The sequence below is a fragment of the Orrella marina genome, assembly GCF_003058465.1.
GTDB classification, from domain to species: Bacteria; Pseudomonadota; Gammaproteobacteria; order Burkholderiales; family Burkholderiaceae_B; genus Algicoccus; species Algicoccus marinus.
In genome coordinates, this window is the sequence record NZ_CP028901.1 from 573,283 (window position 1) to 592,566 (window position 19,284).

Genomic DNA, 19,284 nt, shown 5'->3' on the forward strand with positions numbered 1-19,284 from the left:
CGGACAGGAACCAAAGTCTGATCACATAGTCGCAACCAGGTTACAAAACGGAATCACCCGCAAGAATCATCATCCAGGGCGAATATGATCACGTTGAACAGTGTCAATCTGCAGTACCAGACCGAGCAAGGCCCGATCGACATTCTGCGTAACGTCGACCTGGCTCTTCCTGCAGGCGAGCGCGTTGCCATCGCCGGGCCATCCGGTAGCGGGAAGACATCACTGCTACTTTTGCTGGCGGGGCTCGAAGCGCCAACTGGAGGCTGGGTTGAGTTCAACGGTGAACGGCTGGATGCGCTCAGTCGGGATGCGTTGGCGGATATGCGTCGTGACCAGATCGGGATCGTGTTTCAGTCGTTTCACCTGATTCCCAGCCTGAATGCTCTGGACAATGCCGCCTTGCCGCTTGAAATTGCCGGGGCCCGGGATGCCCGATCGCGGGTCAGAAAACTTTTGGAAAAAGTCGGACTCGGACATCGTCTGACCCATTATCCACGTCAGCTATCGGGAGGAGAGCAGCAACGGGTGGCAATCGTGAGAGCGCTTGCGCATCGACCCAGTGTGCTACTGGCTGATGAGCCGACGGGTAACCTGGATGCACAGACTGGCGCTGAGGTGGCCAGCCTGCTGCTAGAACTCGATGCAATCGCCGGGACAACACTGGTACTGGTGACCCATGACATGGCGCTTGCCAACCGGTGTGACCGTGTTCTCACCATGTCAGCGGGCAAGCTTCAAGAGAAGGTCAGCGACCATGTCTGATGCGCTGCAGCGAAGGTCCTTGCTTCGCTTCGCGCTGGCAGATTTGCGAGGCAGTCGACGAACACTTTGGGTCTTTGCACTTTGTCTGGTTCTGGGTGTGTCGCTCATTTCCGCGAGCGCTGGTCTGTACCGGGTGGTTCAACAGGCGCTGATGGCGCAGACGCGTGTGCTGATCGGGGGCGACGCAGAAGTGTTCTCGCGCGCTCCTCTGTCCGAAAGCGAGCTCTCATGGATTGAGGAGCGTTCGGACGTTTCATTGCTCATCCAGCTTCGGACGATGCTGATGACGCCTCAAGGGGACTCGCAGCTGGTGTTGCTGCAAGGGGTCGATGATGCCTACCCGCTGTATGGGGAGGTCGTCCTGGACCCTGATCGCTCGTTGTCCGAGGCGATTCGTGAAAGTAGGGCAGCAGTGCCCGATGGACAGGCAAAAGGCGGTGAAGGTGCAGACCAGAAAAAGGGCGTTGTCATTGATCGGGTACTCGCTGACCGCCTGGGGCTTGACCTGGACAGCACGGTATCGCTGGGCTCAGGACAGTTTAACGTCACGGGTGTGATCGACTATCAACCGGATCGGGGGCTGAACGCAGACTGGAACGGACTGCCGGTGATCGTCTCGGCCAAGGCGCTGGATGCGTCTGGACTGTTGCAGTTTGGCAGTCGGGCGGATTATCGCTATCGGGTGAGGGTGCCCGGGGATGTCGAGCAGTGGCGGGCCGATTTCATGGCGGCGTTCCCGCAAGGGCAGGCAGAAGTCAGGACGTTTGAAGATCGCAATGTACGCCTCGGTGAAGTGCTGGGCCAGATCGGGTCCGGGATCCTTCTGATCGGATTTAGTGCCCTTCTGATTGGATCACTCGGCGTATACAACAGCGTGAGCGCTTACTTGAACTCAAAACTGCGAACCTTTGCCACGCTGGGTGCGATCGGGCTGCGTGATGCCGGATTGCGCTGGGTGTACGGGTTTCAGCTACTGCTTCTGGCCAGTGTCTGTTCTGCGGTGGGCAGTCTGATCGGTAGTGCGCTGGCGATGGTCGGCATGCAGGTGCTCCAGGGGCAGTTGCCAGTGCCCTTGGCCTGGCAGGGGCTGGTGAGCTCATGGGTACTGGCCTGGTGTCTGGGCATGACGGTTGCCATGACATTTGCCTGGCCGGCGTTAGCCAGAGCACTGACTGTCTCGCCGTCTGACTTGTTTCGCTCCGATCTTAAAACTGGCTCTGTCGGGACTCGAGACTGGACTGTGACCATCTCACTAGGTCTGATATCCGTCGCCTTGATGTTGATGCTCTTGCCCGACCTCTGGTTCGGCTCGATCTACCTGCTTGCTGTCATTGGAGTATTTGCCGGGCTCGAACTGATTGTTCGGCTTATCCGGGTACTGGCAGGCCTGGTGACCAGGGGAAGTCTGTTCAATGGGCAATTCATCTGGAGACTGGCTGTGTCATCACTGAACCGGACAGACTCGCCTTTGAGACCGTTGTTGCTGTCACTGGGTGCCTCACTGACGCTGGTCGTGACCTCCACATTGGCCGTCATGGCGCTGTTTGTCACCGTCACCGAGACTGTTCCCGCAAACGCACCTGGCCTGGTGTTTTATGACATCCCGCAAAGCCAGCGCAGTGCGTTTGCCAGCGAGGTGGAGCAGCGTCCGGGGGTGGCGAGTCTGGATCTCATGCCTCTGGTGCTGGGGCGGGTATCCGCAGTGAACGGTGATGTGCTGCGAGAGTCAAATGACGTCGCAAACCAGATGGCGTCCCGGGATGAACACAAACTCAGTACCTGGAACAGGTCTTTCGACGAGGTTGTGGTCGTGCGAGGGGCCATCTGGGACGAGGACTATTCCGGGGAACCCCTGTTCGCCATGGAAGATCGGGAGGCAGATCAGATGGGGCTGCAGGTTGGTGACCGGGTTCAGTTTGAGATTCAGGGGAAAGTGCTTGAGGGCAGACTGGCTGCCATTTATGCCCAGAAGCGTCTGCAGTCACGGTTGTGGCTTGAAGGCCTTTTTTCAAAAGGCGCGCTTGATCCGTTTGTCACTCGCTATGTCGGTATGGCGTTTGTTGATCCGGCTGAAGTGGTCAGCGTCCAGAATGACGTGGCCCGGCACTTTCCGGCGGTCATCACCGTCAGGACGGATCTGCTGCTGGAGAGGGCTAGATCGATCTTGAACAGTGCGGGTCTCGCACTCGCGCTGACGGGATTGATCACGCTGTTTGCAAGCGCGCTGGTGCTATTGAGCGTCATGTCGGCTATCCGTGCCCGGCAGGCACACACCATGACGATCCTGCATACCATGGGTGCCAGGGTGAGCGTCCTTCGAAATGCCTTGCTGCTCGAGTACCTGCTTCTGGCGGGGGTACTGGTGGCTTTTAGTGCCTCCGTGGGCGCGGCGATCGGTAGCTACCTGTTGAGAGTCCGGATCGGACTACCGGATTCCGTGCAGATTGAGACAGGGTTTCTGGTGGCGGCCTCGTTGTGTCTGTTGGTGCTGGGATCAGGCGTGGTGTACTTGCAGAGACAGTTCAGGCTCACCGCGGCGAGTCTGCTCAGAGATGCAGCCGATGGCTAGACGACTGGCAGCGAGTTGATCACTGTGTTCAGCACGTTCTCGATGTGATGTTGAACGGGTGACCGATTGTGATTCTCTCTGGATTCTTCTCTCAGGTGTGACGGCCTGGCTCTGGTCGGGATGGAATACAGCTTGCTGCTCATTTCTTCATCACCATGTTCAGCGCTGACTTGACATAGTGCACAACCCCGCCGCGGAACGCCAGCACACAGGCAATGAAAATGAGACCCATGATGACGGGGACCAGTGAGTCAAACTGACCAGCAAGCATATGCTGGATCTGTACGATGACCACGGAGCCGAATACCGGGCCAATGATGGATCCGATACCGCCGAGGATCATCATGATGACACCGTCAGTTGAGAGTTGCCAGTGAACGTCTGACAGGCTTGCCAGCCCGAATACGATGGTCTTCAGTCCTCCGGCCACGCCTGCAACCACCGCTGAAATCGTGAAGCAGACCAGTTTGTAGCGATTGACGTTGTAACCCAGAGAAGTAACCCGCGGCTCGTTATCCTTGATCGCCTTGAGTACTTCACCGTACGGCGAGTTCACGACACGATGCACCCCCCACCAGGTCAGTGCGACCGCAATCAGTATCACGTAGTAGAGGACGTAGTTGTTTTGCAGGCTGATCAGACCAAACAGCTCACCTCTCGGTACACCCTGGTAACCGTCCTCGTTGTGGCTGAAAGGAGCAGCAACAATGATGAAGTAAACCAGTTGCGACAGGGCGAGCGTGATCATGGCGAAGTAGATGCCTTTTCTGCGAATGGCGAGTGAACCGAAGACATACCCTGTCACCAGCGTGATCGCAATCGCAACAAGCAAGGCCAGTTCGGGAGTGAGTCCGACATCCTTGATCATGTATCCGGTCGCGTAGGACGAAATGCCAAAGAAGGCTGCGTGCCCGAAAGAGAGAAGACCTGCATACCCGAAAAGAAGGTTGAGCGAACAGGCAAATAACGCCATGCACGCCACCTGAGCCAGTAGAACCGGGTAGACCCACAGTGGAAGCACAATGGCAATCGCAAGAACAGCCCACGTGATTTTGCGTTCAAGAAATTCGTCGTTCAAAATTCACTCCTTGCCAAACAGGCCGGATGGCCGAACGATGAGTACCAGAATCATCACAATGAAAATCACGACCGATGAGCCTTGTGGCCAGTACGCGCGTGTGAGTCCTTCAATGACGCCCAGAGAAAGGCCGGTGACAATCGATCCCATGATCGACCCCATCCCGCCGATGACGACCACAGCAAACACCACGACAATCAGACTGTGTCCCATCAGCGGACTGACCTGATAGATTGGCGCGGCAAGCACACCTGCAAACCCGGCCAGGGCAACCCCGAAACCGTAGGTAAGGGTGACTAACAGAGATACATTGATGCCAAAGCTGCGAGTGATTGCAGGGTTTTCTGTTGACGCTCTGAGGTAGGCGCCGAGCTTGGTTTTCTCGATCAGAATCCACACAGAAAAGCACACAGTCAGGGATGCCACAATGACCCAGAGTCGGTACTTGGGCATGCGCATGAAGCCCAGGTCGACCGTCCCCCGAAGTATTTCAGGAGAGGTATAGGCCATGCCAGCCACGCCAAACCAGTATCTTGCAAGTCCCTCGATCACGTAAGCGATACCGAGTGTGATGAGAATGCCGAAGACGTGGTCAAGCTTGTAGATCTTGCGCAGCATGGTGCGTTCGATCACACACCCGATCGCACCGATGATTAACGGGATGAGAAGGAGGGAGTACCAGTACCCGATTCCGAGTTTTGTCAGCAAAAGCCAGGAAAGGAGGGCGCCGAGCATGTAGATGGCACCGTGAACGAAGTTCACGATGTTGAGCATTCCAAAGATGACGGCCAGGCCCAGGCTCAAGACAGCATAGAACGAGCCATTGACCACGCCGACCATCAACTGTCCCATGACGACTGGCATCGGTAAACCAAACAGATCCATGCTGATCCTTAAATTCCAAGCAGTTCAGTGAGTTGCTGTTGCTTTTCGGGTATCTCGCGGGCGGCAAGGTGTTCCACGACCTTGCCGTGCTCGATGATGTAGATTCGGTCGGCCAGCTCCGACGCAAACTCGAAGTTCTGTTCGACCAGTACGATGGTGAATCCCTTCTGCTTGAGCGTTTCAATGACATGCGCCAGACGTTCGACGATCACTGGTGCCAGGCCTTCGGAGATTTCGTCCAGAAAAAGGATGTCAGCCCCGGTTCGCAGGATCCGGGCCATTGCAAGCATTTGCTGCTCACCCCCGGAAAGCTTGGTGCCCTGACTTTTTCGTCTTTCCCTCAGGTTCGGAAAAAGTTCGTATATCTCTTCCAGACTCATGCCCCCGGCTTGAGAACAGGTGGCAACGTCAGGTTCTCTTCGCAGGTCAGTGAAGAATAGATGGCTCGCTCTTCCGGGCAGTAGCCGACGCCGAGCCGTGCAATCTGGTGAGTGGAGAGGTTTACCGTCTCCTTGCCATTGAGCGAGATCTGGCCGGTGCGTCTGCTTGTCAAGCCCAGAATCGCGCGAAGTGTGGTTGTTCTGCCCGCACCGTTCCTGCCCAGCAGGCAGACACATTCCCCCTTGGCAACCTGCAGATTCACACCATGCAGGACATGGGACTCGCCATACCATGCGTGAAGATTCCGAATCCCGAGTACCGTCGCTCCCATGTCAGTGGTGCCTTCATGCATTGTCATGTGCCGTTCCGATGTTTCTTTTGCGCTTGCGTCCCATGTAGGCTTCAATCACGGCCTCATTGCGGGAGACGTCTGAGTAAGTGCCGCTTGCGAGCTCTTTTCCGCGTGCCAGAACTGTGATCTGGTCGCTGATGCCTGCAACAACCTTCATGTTGTGTTCAACCATGACGACAGTCCTGTTTTGTGCGACCTGCCGGACCAGTTCCATGATGTGTTCCACATCCTCGTGGCCCATTCCCTGCGTGGGCTCATCCAGAAGGACAAGCTTTGGGTCCAGGGCGATTGTGGTGGCGAGCTCAAGTGCGCGCTTTTGCCCATAGGCAATTTCTACGGCCAGCTTGTCGTGCAGTGACTCAAGTCTGACCAGCGCCAGTATCTGCATGGCCTGATCATCGAACTGATTCAGAATCCGTTTGGAACTCCAGAAATTCAGTCCCTTTCCGGCTCGTTTCTGAAGCGCAATCCGGATGTTCTGCAGTAAGGTCAGATGAGGAAACACGGCAGAAATCTGAAATGACCTGACGATCCCCAGGTTGGCAATATCGGCTGAAGATCGGGCGGTGATGTTGACGCCTTCGTACATCACCTTGCCAGCGCTCGGTCGGATGAAGTTGGTGAGCAAGTTGAAAAACGTCGTCTTACCCGCGCCGTTAGGTCCGATGATCGCATGGATATGCCCGCGCCTGACGGACAGCGATACGCTGTCGACTGCCCGAAAGCCGTTGAAGTCTCGCGTCAGAGACTCTGTCTGCAGGATGATATCTTGGGTCATGTTTACGCTGCGTTATCGGTCACTGGTAACGGATTACCCGAGTGTCTTGCATCGATTCAAAGTCTGTCCAGACTCCCGTGACAGGTCTCACGCGAGTCTTTCCAGCGTCTTTTGATGGAAAGGTATGCTTATTTGACGAGGCTGCACTTGCTCTCTGAGAGAGGGTGAAATGCCTGGTCTCCGGATACTGTTTCGACGATTTCGTAGTAATCCCACGGACCTTTGGACTGGGCAGGCTGTTTTACCCGGACGAGATACATATCGTGAACCATCTTGCCATCAGCGCGGACCTTACCGTTCTTCGCAAACGCATCCTGAATCGGCATGGTCTTGATGGTTTCAACCACATCGGTGACGTTGTCAGACTTGGATTTCTCGACTGCTTTCAGGTAATTCAGAACACCGGAGTACTGGCCTGCCTGAAGGGCGGTTGGCATGCGGTCAGTGCGCTCCTGAAAACGTTTGGCGAATGCGCGGGATTCGTCATCCAGATCCCAGTAGAAAGACTCAGCAAACATCATGTTTGCAGCGTCACTAAGTCCAAGTCCGTGGACATCCATGATGCTCATGAGCATGGCAACTGACTGCTTGCCATCTTCTCCAAGGCCGAACTCCTTGCCCTGCTTGATGGCGTTCTGCAAATCGAGTCCTGCTGTGGCAAACGCGACTGCATCGGCGTCACTAGCCTGTGCCAGCAGAATGTAGGACGAGAAGTCATTGCCCGGGAAAGGGTAGCGAGAGGAACCAAGCATTTCGCCGCCAGCCTGTTCAATGAATGTCTTTCCGTCGTTCTCGAGTGAGTGTCCAAATGCATAGTCTGCCGTGAGGTAGTACCATTTCTTTGCGCCTTCCTTGACGATAGGCTGAGTGCCAACCTTGGCTAACGAATAGGTGTCGTAAACCCAGTGCAGGCTGTTGGGAGAGCAGTCTTCGTTCGAAATTCTGACAGCACCGGCGCCAGTTACAAGCGCCAATCGGTTTTTCTCCTGCGCAAGTTTCATGGCTGCCAGAGCGACCGCACTGTTGCCGAGTTCCGAGACCACATCGACTTTGCCCTCATCAAACCATTCACGAACTCGGGCTGACCCCACATCTGCCTTGTTTTGATGGTCGGCGGTCACGATTTCAATTGGGACCCCAAGCACTTTACCGCCGAAGTCTTCGACCGCCAGCTCTGTCGCCACAATGGACCCGCGGCCCACGTTGTCCATGAACGGGCCGTTCACATCCGTCAGGACGCCGATTCTGACCACACCGTCACTGATCTTGTTTTCTGAAGCAAGTGCACTACAGGCGGTCACGCCCATGAGACCTGCCACGCCAAGCTGAACAGCTGATTTTGTAAATGACTTCATGTATGTCTCCTTTAGAACTGCATCTGCTTTTGTTTTATTCGTTTGGGTCGAGTCCTGCTTCACGCGTTCACCCGGCGCTCATTCAGACAATGAGTCTTCACTACTGCACTTCGATGTCATCTAGCCCCTTCGAATGTCTTCCAGGACCGGCATGAGGTAGTCAATGAAATGTTCCGGGTGCTCACTCATCGGGAAATGACCCATGTCCTTCATGATCGTGAGCTTTGAGCCCCGAACAAGAGACGCAAGTTCCTGACTGTCCTCTGGTGTACAGGAATAGTCGTATTCACCCGTCAGGAGATACAGGGGACAGTTGCTCGTGTCGATGTTCTCGACAATGCCCCGCAAATCGCCCTCCGATTTGTAAAAATGGAGATCTCCCTTAAAGACGCCCGGACCAGACTGCATGTAGTGCCAGAGCGTCTCCCATCGTTCTTTCTCAGGCGAACCGGGTGCAATCAGCCCGGACACGATACCCGCGCAGACTTCACCGCCGTGAATGTCGGGTCGGTGCAACCATTGGAGATCGTAATAGGGTTCGACGTGCGCACCAGATTGCAGACCGATCAGGGCTTTGAAGCTTGAGGGCGCTCTCAGCGCGATATGTAAAACGACCCGACCACCAATCGAACAACCCATCGTGATGGGACGCTCGATCTCCATGGCCTGCATGAAGGCCAGAATCATTTCGACGTAGGTGTCGCTGGTCAGTTGATACGGTTTTGTGTGCCAGCCCTCAGGTGGCGATGACTTGCCGTGAAAAGGCATATCAAAACAGATGACCTGATGATTCTCGGTGACTCGCTGGCTGTTTAGCAGACCACGAAATTGTCTGGTGTCGCTTCCTGCTGTATGCAGGCACAGCAGTGGCTGACCCTGTCCCGCTGTTTCGTAGTAGACACGGTGCGTCACTCCTCCAATGTCAAAGTGGACATAGCCGCCAACGGTGGACTCTTTTCTAGCGCGCATGGATCTCACTCCCCAGGCGAAAAACGAGCTCCTTGAAATACAGGAGATTGGCCATGAAAATCGCCTGATCGCCTTCTATACGAAGAGTCTTGAACTTGACCATCGCCATCAGGTCATGAAATCTGGGTCTTGGATTGTCAGCCCAGAACAATGACCAGGACTGGGGATCGCTGACAAGAGCAAAGGTCCAGCACGGCATCACATGCGGCCCGGGTCTGATTTCATGCACCGCGCCGTCACGAATGGTGATCAGGTACTCGTCTGCGCCCGACTTGAGCAGAAAAGTGACGTTGACGAACCGCCCCCTATGTGTCAGCCAGGTGTCGGGTGCTGACAGATTCTGATAGTTGTTCATTCGTCTGGTGATTTCGTGGTTTTACTTGTGTTGATTCGCAAAAACTATCTCACCCAGAACAAGGTGGAGCAACCCATGGTTTTCCCCATGCGCCCGGCCGTCAGGCGGGAGCCGCACTCATATTGCATGTAAGAGTCATGCTGACACCGACCTTCGGTGAGTGCTGAATGACGGGCTGTGGAAAATGTACTCTATTCATAGGGGTGACTTGAGTTATTGATCAGATAAACGGATCAAACAATTCAAAAAAACGACTGGTCGCTTATTGATTCTTTGATCTACGCTGAGTTTTCAGTGCACAGAAGGCATCCAGAGAGATGCAGATTGTATTGAGGCTGGATCGTCCTGAGCGCTCGGGTTTCCTATCCGTGCGCGGATCAATCGCCATTTCTAATGGCTTGTTCCTGGGACGAAGAACCGTGGTCGATCAGGGCCAGTGTGTTCATCAAATTAAAGAACAAGGAGACTAATGATGACTAGAAAGTTCGCGACGATCTCAGCCGGACTGCTTGCTGCCTGTACTGCGCTGGCGGTTGCGCCAGCAAGTGCCCAGACCAAACTTTCAGTTGTGCATGGCAGTCCGGTCAAGCACGTTGTTTCCATTCTGGGTGCAGAACCCTGGATGACGTGTGTGAAGGAGAAAGCTGGCAAGGAGGTTGATTTCAACTACTATCCAGCCGGCCAGATTTCCAAGACGCCTGAATTGCTTCGGGCGCTTGATAGTGGCGTGGCGGACCTGGCTCCGGTTCCAATTGGCTACGTTTCAGATGAAATGCCCCTGAGTGGCGTGGTGATGTTGCCTGGCCTTGGAAGTACTTCGACAGAGATTGTCACGGCTTATTCAAAGGCCATTCGCCCGGGTGGCATTCTGTCCAAGGAGTTTGAACAGCTTGATATTGTTCCGATCTGGGCCATGGCGTTTCCGCCTTATCAGATCGTATCCACCAGAGGTAAGATCAACTCACTGGATGACTTCAAGGGTCGTGTCGTGAGGTCCGCTGGTGGTGCAATGAATCTGGCTATTCAGCAGCTTGGTGGCTCTCCGGCAGAAATCGCAATTGGTGAAACCTATATCGCACTGGAACGTGGCACAGCTGACAGCACCATTTCGGCATTCGCCAGCGTCAAGCCGTTCAGCTTGCAGGAAATCATGAAAAGCATGAGTTCCAATGGTGCGTTCGGTACGTTCTCTAATGTCATGGCCATGAAGAAAGACAAATTCGATGCGTTGTCGCCTGAGACTCAGAAGGTGTTCATAGATTGTGGGATCCAGACCGAGCAAAAGTTTGCGCAAACCATGGATGCCGAAGCCAAAGAGCTGGCTAAGGAATTCGCTGCACTAGGTATCGATATTTACGAGTTCACCCCCGAGAATCTGGCTGCGATCAATGGGGCACTGGGTAACGTTCAGAGCGACTGGGTCAAGCGACTGAGCGGACGAGGTCTGCCAGCTCAAGAGACACTGGATGGATACAAGACTCTGCTGGGCGTGAAGTAAGCGGGCAAGTACCGCGTGATCGAGATTGTCCTGGCACGCTTGGATATTCTTGGTCACACGGCGCAGTCAGGTCTATTTGCAAGTCTTTGAGGCCTTTTGCTGACTCGAGTGTCGGGATGAAACATGAACAAACTGCATGGTGTGCTAGACCGGTTCGTCCAGGTTCTGGAAAACATTGGGGCCGTCATCGCGGGTTCGGTGCTGCTCTTCTGCATGGTGCTGGTGTCGTTTGATGCCTTGTTGCGGTATGCATTCGCTGCACCGCTTACCTTTCAGTTGCATCTTACCCAGTATTACCTTTTGGTCTTGCTGACCATGCTCGGTCTGTCCTGGGGGTATCGCTCGGGCGGATCCATCCAGATTACGTTTCTGGTCAACCGACTACCGGAGAACATCCGTGGTCTGGTCGCCAGAGCTGGGCTGCTTGCGTCATCGGCCTACGTGGCCGTTCTTGCGGTGAAAGCCTGGGAGGTTTTTGAGAGGGCATGGGTTAGAGACACTGTCGTCATGGGTGTCATCGACTGGCCTGTTGCCTGGTCCTGGATCTGGGTGCCGATCGGTTGTGCATTGCTCAGCACCCGGCTGTTGCTGGATGCCACCGCGTCCAGACTCAGAGTGATGGGCGGCGCCCACTGAGTCTGCCCAGGTTCGCACTCGTCCTGAACATACCCAATAAACATATCTGGATCACTGCATGGATATCCTGATCGGTGTCGGTTTGCTGCTAGCACTCATTGTGTCTGGCATTCCTGTCGGTTTTGCACTTGGAATTTCTGGTGTTATCAGCCTTTTCATGATGGTTCCAACCCCTGTCGTGATGGGCTTGATGGCTGAAGTCGTCCACCATACGGCTTCCAATTATGTCTTGCTTACGATTCCGATGTTCGTATTGATGGCGGAGCTTCTGACCGCGAGCGGCATGGCAAAAGATTTGATGATTGCCTGCAACCGTCTGCTGGGCAAGATCAAGGGTGGGCTGGCCATGGCCTGTGTGCTGGCCGGTTCGGTACTGGCTGCCGCATCGGGAAGTAGCACGGCTTCGGTCGCATCAATCGCTAGTGCGGCCTTTCCGACAATGAAGAGTCTGGGCTACGACGAAGGCTTCTCGATTGGGACCATGGCGATTGCCGGAACACTCGCGATCATGATCCCACCTTCGATTGCGTTTGTGGTTTACGGCATCATCACTGAAGAAAGTATCGGCAGACTTTTTATTGCAGGCATGATTCCCGGTCTGATGACTGCGCTGGGATACGTGCTGACTATCTCGGTTGCCGTTAGAGTGTGGCCACATCTCGCACCTGATCCAAAGAAAATTGCCGAACAGATGAAGCAAGGCGGAACGGCGCTGCAGCAATACGGAAAAGTATGGCCAGTCGTGTTGCTGGTGATCATCGTGATGGGTGCGCTTTACAGCGGACTTGCCACCCCGACCGAGGTTGGGGCGATCGGAGCCTTTGGTGCGCTGTTGATCAGCATGATGCTCGGGAGAATGTCCCGCAAGGCGGTCATTCGGGCGACGGGAAACACGCTCAGAACGACCTCCATGATTGTCACCATCATCTTTGGTGCAATGCTATTTGGCTACTTCATGGCCTACACGCAGGTTACTGACGCGATGATTCAATGGATTGCCGATGTCGGACTGTCGCCCTACGTCGTTTTGTTGTTGATCGTGTTTGTGTATCTGATGCTTGGCATGTTCATGGATCAGTTCGCCATCATCGTTCTGACTGTACCGGTCTCACATGCGGTGTTGACCGGGCTCGGGTTTGATGGAGTCTGGCTTGGAATCATTATTGTCAAAACCGCTGAGATCGGATTGGTGACACCGCCCCTGGGGTTGAATGTTTTTGTCGCATCTGGCGTCACAGGCGTCAGTCCGCAGAACGGCTTTAAAGGGGCTGCGCCATTCATCGTCATGGATCTAGTGATTCTAGGCCTGTTGCTGGCATTCCCGGCCATTTCCTTGTTCCTTCCAGAACTGTTGCGCTAGGAGACGAGACCATGAAGCTGGTGAGTGTGGTGAATCGAGGTGAGGTGAGAATCGGTGCCTTGCGGGCAGACAACATCATTGACCTGCGGATGGCCTACGAGAAATGGCTGGCCACCGCTTCTGCCTTGGAACGTCAGCCAGAAAATGGCATCAGAGTCCCTTGTTCCATGATCGAACTGCTTGGACTGGGAGAAACTGCGTTGCGCCAGCTTGGATTCGTCGCGGCACAGGCTGATTCACGGTGTTTTCTGGACCAGAGCGCCTGGAGAATCATTGCGCCGCTACCGAACCCCGGAAAGATTATTGGCGTGGGTCGTAACTACGGAGCGCATTCACAGGAAGGTGGAATGGCCCGGCAGGAGGAACCCAGGCTTTTTGTCAAGCTCAGTTCATCTGTGATAGGTCCAGGCGAGCACATTGTGAGTCCGGCATCGGTGCACAAGCTCGACTGGGAGGTGGAGTTGGCGGCTGTAGTCGGATCGGTCATGCGCAACATGTCGGTCAGCGAGTGCATGCAAAGAGTCGCTGGATACACTCTCCTGAACGATATTTCGGCCCGAGAGTTTCAGTTTGATGTCACGCCACCGCAGACCACCTTCGCAAAAAGTATGGACACCTTCACTCCTCTTGGACCGTGCATCGTCACATGCGACGAGATTTCAGATCCGGGCAATCTTGATCTCAAATGCTGGGTCAACGATGAACTGGTCCAGGATGGCAGCACGAGTGACATGATTTTTCCGGTCGGGTACATCCTGTCTTACATCAGTCGCTTCATTACCCTCGATCCGGGCGACGTTATTGCGACGGGGACACCCGCTGGAGTGGGGCATTTCATGAAACCGCCCAGGTATCTGCAATCTGGCGATCGGGTCAGGTTGTTTTGCCCGGCAATTGGTGAGTTACACAATACAGTCGAGTGACAGGATAAACACGAAACAGACCAGACGCGGGCGGCACGACGCAGTGAAAGACAACCCGAAAGACTGAGAGGAATGAGAGATGGCTAACAACCTGACAATTGAACCGACTGGCCAGACCCTGGGAGCACGTATTCACGGGGTAAATCTGGCTGAACCACTAGATCAACAGACATTTGACCAGGTGGTCAACGCGCTGGGTGATTACGGAGTGATCTGTTTTCCCTGTCAGAAGGTGGATCCCGAGCAGCAGAAGGCATTCAGTTCAAGATTTGGTTCGCTTGAAACCAATGTCGCCAACATGTACCAGATCCCGGGACACCCAGAAGTGATGATTCTTTCGAACATGAAAGAAAACGGTAAACCGGTTGGCATCGGCGATGCGGGACAAGGCTGGCACACGGACATGTCTTATAGCAAGACGATTGCCTTTGCAAATGTGCTGCATGCGATCAAGATTCCAAGGCGCAACGGCAAGGCGCTGGGAGGTACCCAGTTTGCCAACATGCACCAAGCATATGAAGATCTGCCTCAGGATATAAAAGACAGACTCGCCAACGCCACGGCATTGCATGATTTCAACAAATTCTGGGAAATGATGAGAAGGCGAGAGGGCAGCCTCAGACCACCGCTCACCGAGGAACAGCGCCGGCGCAAACCTCCTGTCAATCATCCGGTGTTTCTGACTCATCCGATCACGGGCAAGAAAGTTCTCTACGCCAATCCCGGGTATGTGATGAAGATCAACGAACTCTCCCAGGAAGAAAGTGACCGGATGATCGCCTATCTCTTCGAGCACCAGTTACAGGACAAGTACATTTACACACATGAGTGGAACGAGGGGGATGTGCTGATGTGGGAGAACATTGGTACCTTGCACAATGCACTCTCCGACTACGGGCCAGACGAACATCGATACATTCATCGCTGCCAGGTGATGGCTGACTGGATTTTTGAGTCACCTTACGCCAAAGCCAGTGGTGCATATGGTCAGACAGTGTAACGAAATCACGATTATTCTGGAGCAGTCTGAATGTATTACGAATCGGGTCATGGGCATGGCTTGCCCCACAATCCATTCAAAGCGATCATTGCGCCGCGTCCGATAGGATGGATCTCGACTGTTGACTCCAGCGGCCGGGCCAATCTGGCTCCGTACAGCTTTTTTAATGCGGTCTCAAGCAGTCCTGACATGATCGCGTTTACCAGCGAGGGATTGAAGGACAGTGCCCGGCACGCTCGCGACAGTGGCGAATTTGTGTTCAACCTTGTAACGATGCCGCTACTCGACAAGATGAATCTGAGTTCGGCTTCGGTCGCATCAGATATCAGTGAATTCGACTTTGCCGACATAGAGATGGCCGAGAGCCGGATTGTGAAGGCACCGAGAGTTGCACAGTCTCCAGCCGCGATCGAGTGCAAAGTCGTCATGTTCAGCGAGTTCACCCAGCTCTCAGGTCAACCTACTGATCGGTATCTGATTGTCGGTCAGGTGGTGGGCGTTCACATTCAGGATGAGTACATCGTGGATGGACAGTTTGACATGGTCAAGGCACAAACAGTCGCGCGGTGTGGTTATCGAGATTACTGTCGTGTTGGCGATGTGTTCGAGGTGATGCGACCTGATGATCTTGCTCAATGACCCATTGCTATTAAAGTTGAATTTGCCATGTTAAATGGTTCAGAACTCGTCAATCTGTCCTTGTTTGCGCGTCGTCTTGCCTCTTTTGTGGTGGTTGCCGAGACATTGAATTTCAGGAAGGCCGCAAATATCATCGGGAGATCACAGCCAGCAATCACCGCCCAGATACAACAGCTTGAGGAGTATCTGGGGGTGTCGTTGTTTGTCCGGTCGACTCGCCAGGTACGTTTGACGGTTGCGGGGGCCGATCTGCTTGATCGCTCCAAGAAGCTTCTCGTTGACACTGATCGCCTGGTTGCCGACTTCCGGTCGCACGCATCCGTTGATAAAGGGCAGGTCTACGTCTCGTTCGCACCAACAGTGGCATTTGGTCTGATCCCGCCATCGCTAAAGGTCTTTCAGGAGCACTACCCGAACGTGAAGGTGCTACTGCGAGAGGATCTGGGAAATGAGATGCTGTCCGCAGTGTCAGGGGGATCAATCGATTTTGGGATCGGTCCCTACAAGAGCGTTCCTGGTGGTGTTTCATTCGAACCTATTTTCGAGCAACCGTTCTTTTTGATCATTCTTCAGGATCACCCGCTTGCGGCCAGAGGCTTTGCGCGTCCTAAGGATCTGGTATCGCTGAACCTGGTGAGTTCGTCTATTGGCACGACCGCACGCGAAGTGCTCGACAAGGCGGCCAGGGAGAACGGGTTGACGTTTGATATTCGATATGAGGCGCTGCAGTATCCTACACTGTTTTCGCTGGCGGCGGCCGGATTAGGCGCGACCGTCATGCCTGCCGTCAATCCGGAATTACTCAAGGCACTTGGCCTGGTCGCGATTCCGATCCGTTCCTTGCGGATGTCCCGCACCGTTGGTCTGATCCGACGGGTTGGAGAGAAACTGTCCCCGGCTGCTGACGCTTTCCTCCGAACAGTCATCCTGACAGTCGAGCAGGAGAGGAGACATCTGGGGCTTGATGAAAGAGGATGACTATGAACAAGACGCAACAACCCGGTGCTGTGCTGGTAACAGGGGGGAGCCGGGGGATCGGCCGCTCAACCGCGATTGAGGCAGCCAGGGCAGGTTACCCGGTCTGTATCACGTATGTGCAGAACGAAACCGAAGCGCACTCTGTCGTTGAACAGGCGAAGTCCTATGGCGTACAGGCTCGGGCGATCCAGGCCGATGTGGGCGATCTCACACAGGTGCGATCGCTGTTTGAGGCACTCGATGTCGACTTTCCTCCACTCTATGGCTTGGTGAACAATGCCGGCATCATCGGCCAGAGAGGTTCTATGCTGGATATTTCGGCCGAGTCGGTAGCCGATGTGTTCGCAGTCAACGTGCTTGGATTAATCGAGTGCTGCCGACAGTTTCTGCTTCGTGTTGACCGGGTGCCAGAAGGTAGCGGTCGCGAATGCGTTGGTGTAATCGTGAACCTGTCGTCAGGTGCTGCTCAAGAGGGAGCTCCTTTTCACTACATTCCATATGGTGCCTCCAAGGCGGCAGTTGAAACCTTCTCGGTTGGACTGGCCAAGGAAGTCGCCGCGAAAGGTGTGAGGGTGAATGTTGTCTCTCCTGGGGTGATAGATACGGATATTCATTATCCAGACGGGGTCCGCAAGTCGATGGAGGCGCTGGCACAGACGATTGCGATGGGGCGTATGGGAACACCACAGGAAATTGCGCACGCGATCATGTGGATGTTGTCCGCCGAGGCATCTTATGTTTCCGGTGCGGTCTTACGCGTGGCGGGCGGTGGCCGGATCTTGCGTCGGACCTGATCGGACCCATCCCCTCCGAAGACACCCCATCACAAGATATCTCGCCAGGACCAATGCATTCAGAGCTAACTATAAAGAACCTATGAAACAGAACTCGCTGCTTGAAAAACGTGCCGCCAGAGCCCATTGCGTAGAGGATTTCTGGCCGCTTGCACGAGGCTGTCTGCCGCGAAGTATTTATGACTTTTTTGACGGAGCAGCCGAGGACGAGTTGGCGCTCACGAGAAACCGTGATCGATGGCGCCAGATCACGCTGGGTCCCAAAGTGCTGGTCGATGTGAAGAAAGTTGATCTGAGTTGCGAGATCATCGGAGGACACAGCCCGATGCCCCTTGCTGTGGCACCAACGGGTGGGGTGGGTTTTGGACGGCACGGAGGGGATATTGCCATTGCAAGGGCAGCTGCAACAATGGGCATTCCGTATACTCTGTCCACGTCTGCTACAGCATCGATCGAACAGATTGCACTGGCAGCACCAGGAAGGTTGTGGTTTCAGGCGTACATCCTCAGTGATAAGGACGAGCTCCAGAGACTCATTGATCGAGCTTTTTCGGCTGACTATGAAGGATTGATGATCACCGTCGATCTGCCTGTCGGTGGCAAGCGTGAGCGCGATTTGCATCATCAACTGTCGTTTCCGCTGAAATTTACCCCACGCAATGTGCTGGGTTTTGCTGCGCGTCCCGCCTGGGCTTTGCGCATGCTCACGCAAGGGGTTCCCGTGATGGAGAATCTCAAAGAAATGCAGAGGCGATCGGCGAGCACTGTGCGCAAGTCAACGTCGTCTGTTGGCAAGCACTATGACCCGTCGTTTAACTGGAACGATCTTCAGAAGATCCGAGATGGCTGGAAACGCAAACTGATCGTCAAAGGGGTGGTCCGGCCAGACGACGCAGTGCGGCTAGTCGAAATGGGGATTGATGCCGTGATTGTTTCCAACCATGGCGGCAGGCAGCTTGACGCTGCACCGGCGACTTGCGATGCCTTGCCTGGTATTGTGCGTGCAGTCAATGGCCGGGTTCCTGTCCTTGTGGATGGCGGCATCCGTCGCGGTGTGGATGTCGTGAAAGCGCGTGCCATGGGTGCACAAGGTGTGCTTGTTGGGCGAGCAACCCTTTTCGGTGCGCTTGCGGCTGGCGAACCTGGCGCAATCCGGGCCTTGGAGATTCTTCAGGATGAGGCCGCCAGAGCCATGAGACTCTCTGGCATCACCCGTATCGAGGATATTGATTCGTCTTTGCTGTTCACAAGTGAATGCGGCTCGTAGGCGATGGTGGTAACTGGATATTAGGCCTGCGCCGGGACCCGTGTCGAACGACCCGGCATTTAACGTGTTCAGGAGCAAGTGGCTGCTAACGGGGAGCCTTCATGTCTCCGATATGGAAGCGATGAGTGTCACCATTGTTTCCAGAATCGAAATTGTGAATTTATTGATGCCATCTTGTTGGCGGTGCTTCCACTACTCATAATCGAATACTCGAGACAAGTCTTTAATCCACATCAAGGTAGCGGAAAAATATCATGCAGAAATCCGATCCAGTCGACACTGTCACCAAGCTTTTCTATTTTCTGGACGAGCGCAGATACCAGGATATCCTGGCTTTGTTTGTGCCCGATGGCAAATGGCTGCGCAAGGATAAGTGGCGTATCGGACGTGACGATATTCTTGCTTCGCTCAACGAGAGGCCTGCAACCCAGATTGTTCGTCACGTAATCACGAACACCCATGTCGAGTCAAAGACAGAAGACAGAGTGACGGTCAGGGCCTATATGCTCAGTTATACGTTCGATGATGGGTCGATGCACCCGCTTCCGGTCGATCTCGCTGGCCCGTCCAAGCTGTTTGTACTGGAAAGTGACGTGATGCGGGTTGATGACGTGTGGAAAATTGTTTCTCAGTCGAGTCACGTGGAATTCAACTTCCGGAAATGAGGCTGGTTTCGCTTGATTGCTTGACTGGTCAGGATGACAA

The 19,284-nt window shown here is 54.5% G+C and carries 19 protein-coding genes and 1 pseudogene; 12 read left to right on the forward strand and 8 right to left on the reverse strand.

Translation table 11 applies throughout. The features are described from left to right. The first annotated feature begins 84 nt into the window (after positions 1–84). Positions 85–762: an ABC transporter ATP-binding protein gene (locus DBV39_RS02535; protein WP_108620218.1), complete on the forward strand. Its 678-nt coding sequence runs from the start codon at positions 85–87 to the stop codon at positions 760–762. Further along, entirely contained in the window at positions 755–3,331 is a 2,577-nt protein-coding gene (locus DBV39_RS02540; protein WP_108620219.1) for an ABC transporter permease, read from the forward strand. The genes DBV39_RS02535 and DBV39_RS02540 overlap by 8 nt, the downstream gene beginning before the upstream one ends. Here the strand turns inward: DBV39_RS02540 and DBV39_RS19385 are convergent. The 8 genes and pseudogenes from DBV39_RS19385 to DBV39_RS02575 form a co-directional block, all read right to left on the reverse strand. Next, positions 3,328–3,474: a hypothetical protein gene (locus tag DBV39_RS19385; RefSeq protein WP_159078753.1), complete on the reverse strand. Its 147-nt coding sequence runs from the start codon at positions 3,472–3,474 to the stop codon at positions 3,328–3,330. The genes DBV39_RS02540 and DBV39_RS19385 overlap by 4 nt on opposite strands. Further along, complete coding sequence (locus tag DBV39_RS02545) at positions 3,471–4,409, reverse strand: branched-chain amino acid ABC transporter permease (RefSeq protein ID WP_227870775.1); 939 nt, start codon at positions 4,407–4,409, stop codon at positions 3,471–3,473. The genes DBV39_RS19385 and DBV39_RS02545 overlap by 4 nt, the downstream gene beginning before the upstream one ends. A 3-nt stretch (positions 4,410–4,412) precedes the next feature. Then, positions 4,413–5,294: a branched-chain amino acid ABC transporter permease gene (locus DBV39_RS02550; RefSeq protein WP_108620220.1), complete on the reverse strand. Its 882-nt coding sequence runs from the start codon at positions 5,292–5,294 to the stop codon at positions 4,413–4,415. A gap of 8 nt (positions 5,295–5,302) precedes the next feature. Further along, positions 5,303–6,006, reverse strand: a pseudogene (locus DBV39_RS02555) (ABC transporter ATP-binding protein). A 13-nt stretch (positions 6,007–6,019) separates the two neighbouring features. Further along, entirely contained in the window at positions 6,020–6,805 is a 786-nt protein-coding gene (locus tag DBV39_RS02560; RefSeq protein ID WP_108620221.1) for an ABC transporter ATP-binding protein, read from the reverse strand. A 128-nt stretch (positions 6,806–6,933) separates the two neighbouring features. Then, positions 6,934–8,160, reverse strand: a complete 1,227-nt coding sequence (locus DBV39_RS02565) for an ABC transporter substrate-binding protein (RefSeq protein WP_108620222.1) — start codon at positions 8,158–8,160, stop codon at positions 6,934–6,936. Positions 8,161–8,280: 120 nt separating this feature from the next. Continuing rightward, entirely contained in the window at positions 8,281–9,129 is an 849-nt protein-coding gene (locus DBV39_RS02570) for an alpha/beta fold hydrolase (RefSeq protein WP_108620223.1), read from the reverse strand. Further along, positions 9,119–9,484 carry a hypothetical protein gene (locus DBV39_RS02575; protein ID WP_108620224.1) on the reverse strand — a complete coding sequence of 122 codons (366 nt, stop codon included), beginning with the start codon at positions 9,482–9,484 and terminating at the stop codon, positions 9,119–9,121. Before DBV39_RS02575 ends, DBV39_RS02570 begins: the two co-directional genes overlap by 11 nt. Positions 9,485–9,953: 469 nt before the next feature. Here DBV39_RS02575 and DBV39_RS02580 point away from each other — a divergent pair, with 469 nt between their 5' ends. From DBV39_RS02580 to DBV39_RS02625, 10 genes are all read left to right on the forward strand, one after another. Continuing rightward, positions 9,954–10,982, forward strand: coding sequence for a TRAP transporter substrate-binding protein (locus DBV39_RS02580; RefSeq protein ID WP_227870776.1), 1,029 nt, complete (start codon positions 9,954–9,956; stop codon positions 10,980–10,982). 123 nt (positions 10,983–11,105) lie between these two features. After that, a complete protein-coding gene (locus DBV39_RS02585; RefSeq protein ID WP_108620226.1) occupies positions 11,106–11,618 on the forward strand; it encodes a TRAP transporter small permease in 513 nt (170 codons plus the stop codon). Between the two features lie 58 nt (positions 11,619–11,676). Beyond that, positions 11,677–12,978 carry a TRAP transporter large permease gene (locus DBV39_RS02590; protein ID WP_108620227.1) on the forward strand — a complete coding sequence of 434 codons (1,302 nt, stop codon included), beginning with the start codon at positions 11,677–11,679 and terminating at the stop codon, positions 12,976–12,978. 11 nt (positions 12,979–12,989) lie between these two features. Then, the gene (locus DBV39_RS02595; protein WP_227870777.1) at positions 12,990–13,901 is read left to right on the forward strand and encodes a fumarylacetoacetate hydrolase family protein; all 912 of its coding nucleotides are present in this window, start codon (positions 12,990–12,992) and stop codon (positions 13,899–13,901) included. 79 nt (positions 13,902–13,980) lie between these two features. Next, a complete protein-coding gene (locus DBV39_RS02600) occupies positions 13,981–14,901 on the forward strand; it encodes a TauD/TfdA dioxygenase family protein (RefSeq protein ID WP_108620228.1) in 921 nt (306 codons plus the stop codon). Positions 14,902–14,931: 30 nt separating this feature from the next. Further along, entirely contained in the window at positions 14,932–15,540 is a 609-nt protein-coding gene (locus tag DBV39_RS02605) for a flavin reductase family protein (protein ID WP_108620229.1), read from the forward strand. 27 nt (positions 15,541–15,567) lie between these two features. Next, positions 15,568–16,518: a LysR family transcriptional regulator gene (locus tag DBV39_RS02610; RefSeq protein ID WP_108620230.1), complete on the forward strand. Its 951-nt coding sequence runs from the start codon at positions 15,568–15,570 to the stop codon at positions 16,516–16,518. A 2-nt stretch (positions 16,519–16,520) separates the two neighbouring features. Then, positions 16,521–17,312 (forward strand): SDR family oxidoreductase, encoded by a 792-nt coding sequence (locus tag DBV39_RS02615; RefSeq protein ID WP_159078754.1) that lies wholly within the window; start codon positions 16,521–16,523, stop codon positions 17,310–17,312. An 82-nt stretch (positions 17,313–17,394) separates the two neighbouring features. Next, positions 17,395–18,579, forward strand: a complete 1,185-nt coding sequence (locus DBV39_RS02620) for an alpha-hydroxy acid oxidase (protein ID WP_108620232.1) — start codon at positions 17,395–17,397, stop codon at positions 18,577–18,579. 254 nt (positions 18,580–18,833) lie between these two features. Continuing rightward, a complete protein-coding gene (locus DBV39_RS02625) occupies positions 18,834–19,244 on the forward strand; it encodes a nuclear transport factor 2 family protein (RefSeq protein WP_108620233.1) in 411 nt (136 codons plus the stop codon). Positions 19,245–19,284 lie beyond the last annotated feature (40 nt).

Bases quoted from the DNA above. Each gene is read 5' to 3' on its own strand.
- DBV39_RS02535 (WP_108620218.1), top strand. From the start codon at position 85: ATGATCACGTTGAACAGTGTCAATCTGCAGTACCAGACCGAGCAAGGC.
- DBV39_RS02540 (WP_108620219.1), top strand. From the start codon at position 755: ATGTCTGATGCGCTGCAGCGAAGGTCCTTGCTTCGCTTCGCGCTGGCA.
- DBV39_RS19385 (WP_159078753.1), bottom strand. From the start codon at position 3,474: ATGAGCAGCAAGCTGTATTCCATCCCGACCAGAGCCAGGCCGTCACAC.
- DBV39_RS02550 (WP_108620220.1), bottom strand. From the start codon at position 5,294: ATGGATCTGTTTGGTTTACCGATGCCAGTCGTCATGGGACAGTTGATG.
- DBV39_RS02560 (WP_108620221.1), bottom strand. From the start codon at position 6,805: ATGACCCAAGATATCATCCTGCAGACAGAGTCTCTGACGCGAGACTTC.
- DBV39_RS02565 (WP_108620222.1), bottom strand. From the start codon at position 8,160: ATGAAGTCATTTACAAAATCAGCTGTTCAGCTTGGCGTGGCAGGTCTC.
- DBV39_RS02570 (WP_108620223.1), bottom strand. From the start codon at position 9,129: ATGCGCGCTAGAAAAGAGTCCACCGTTGGCGGCTATGTCCACTTTGAC.
- DBV39_RS02575 (WP_108620224.1), bottom strand. From the start codon at position 9,484: ATGAACAACTATCAGAATCTGTCAGCACCCGACACCTGGCTGACACAT.
- DBV39_RS02580 (WP_227870776.1), top strand. From the start codon at position 9,954: ATGATGACTAGAAAGTTCGCGACGATCTCAGCCGGACTGCTTGCTGCC.
- DBV39_RS02585 (WP_108620226.1), top strand. From the start codon at position 11,106: ATGAACAAACTGCATGGTGTGCTAGACCGGTTCGTCCAGGTTCTGGAA.
- DBV39_RS02590 (WP_108620227.1), top strand. From the start codon at position 11,677: ATGGATATCCTGATCGGTGTCGGTTTGCTGCTAGCACTCATTGTGTCT.
- DBV39_RS02595 (WP_227870777.1), top strand. From the start codon at position 12,990: ATGAAGCTGGTGAGTGTGGTGAATCGAGGTGAGGTGAGAATCGGTGCC.
- DBV39_RS02600 (WP_108620228.1), top strand. From the start codon at position 13,981: ATGGCTAACAACCTGACAATTGAACCGACTGGCCAGACCCTGGGAGCA.
- DBV39_RS02605 (WP_108620229.1), top strand. From the start codon at position 14,932: ATGTATTACGAATCGGGTCATGGGCATGGCTTGCCCCACAATCCATTC.
- DBV39_RS02610 (WP_108620230.1), top strand. From the start codon at position 15,568: ATGTTAAATGGTTCAGAACTCGTCAATCTGTCCTTGTTTGCGCGTCGT.
- DBV39_RS02615 (WP_159078754.1), top strand. From the start codon at position 16,521: ATGAACAAGACGCAACAACCCGGTGCTGTGCTGGTAACAGGGGGGAGC.
- DBV39_RS02620 (WP_108620232.1), top strand. From the start codon at position 17,395: ATGAAACAGAACTCGCTGCTTGAAAAACGTGCCGCCAGAGCCCATTGC.
- DBV39_RS02625 (WP_108620233.1), top strand. From the start codon at position 18,834: ATGCAGAAATCCGATCCAGTCGACACTGTCACCAAGCTTTTCTATTTT.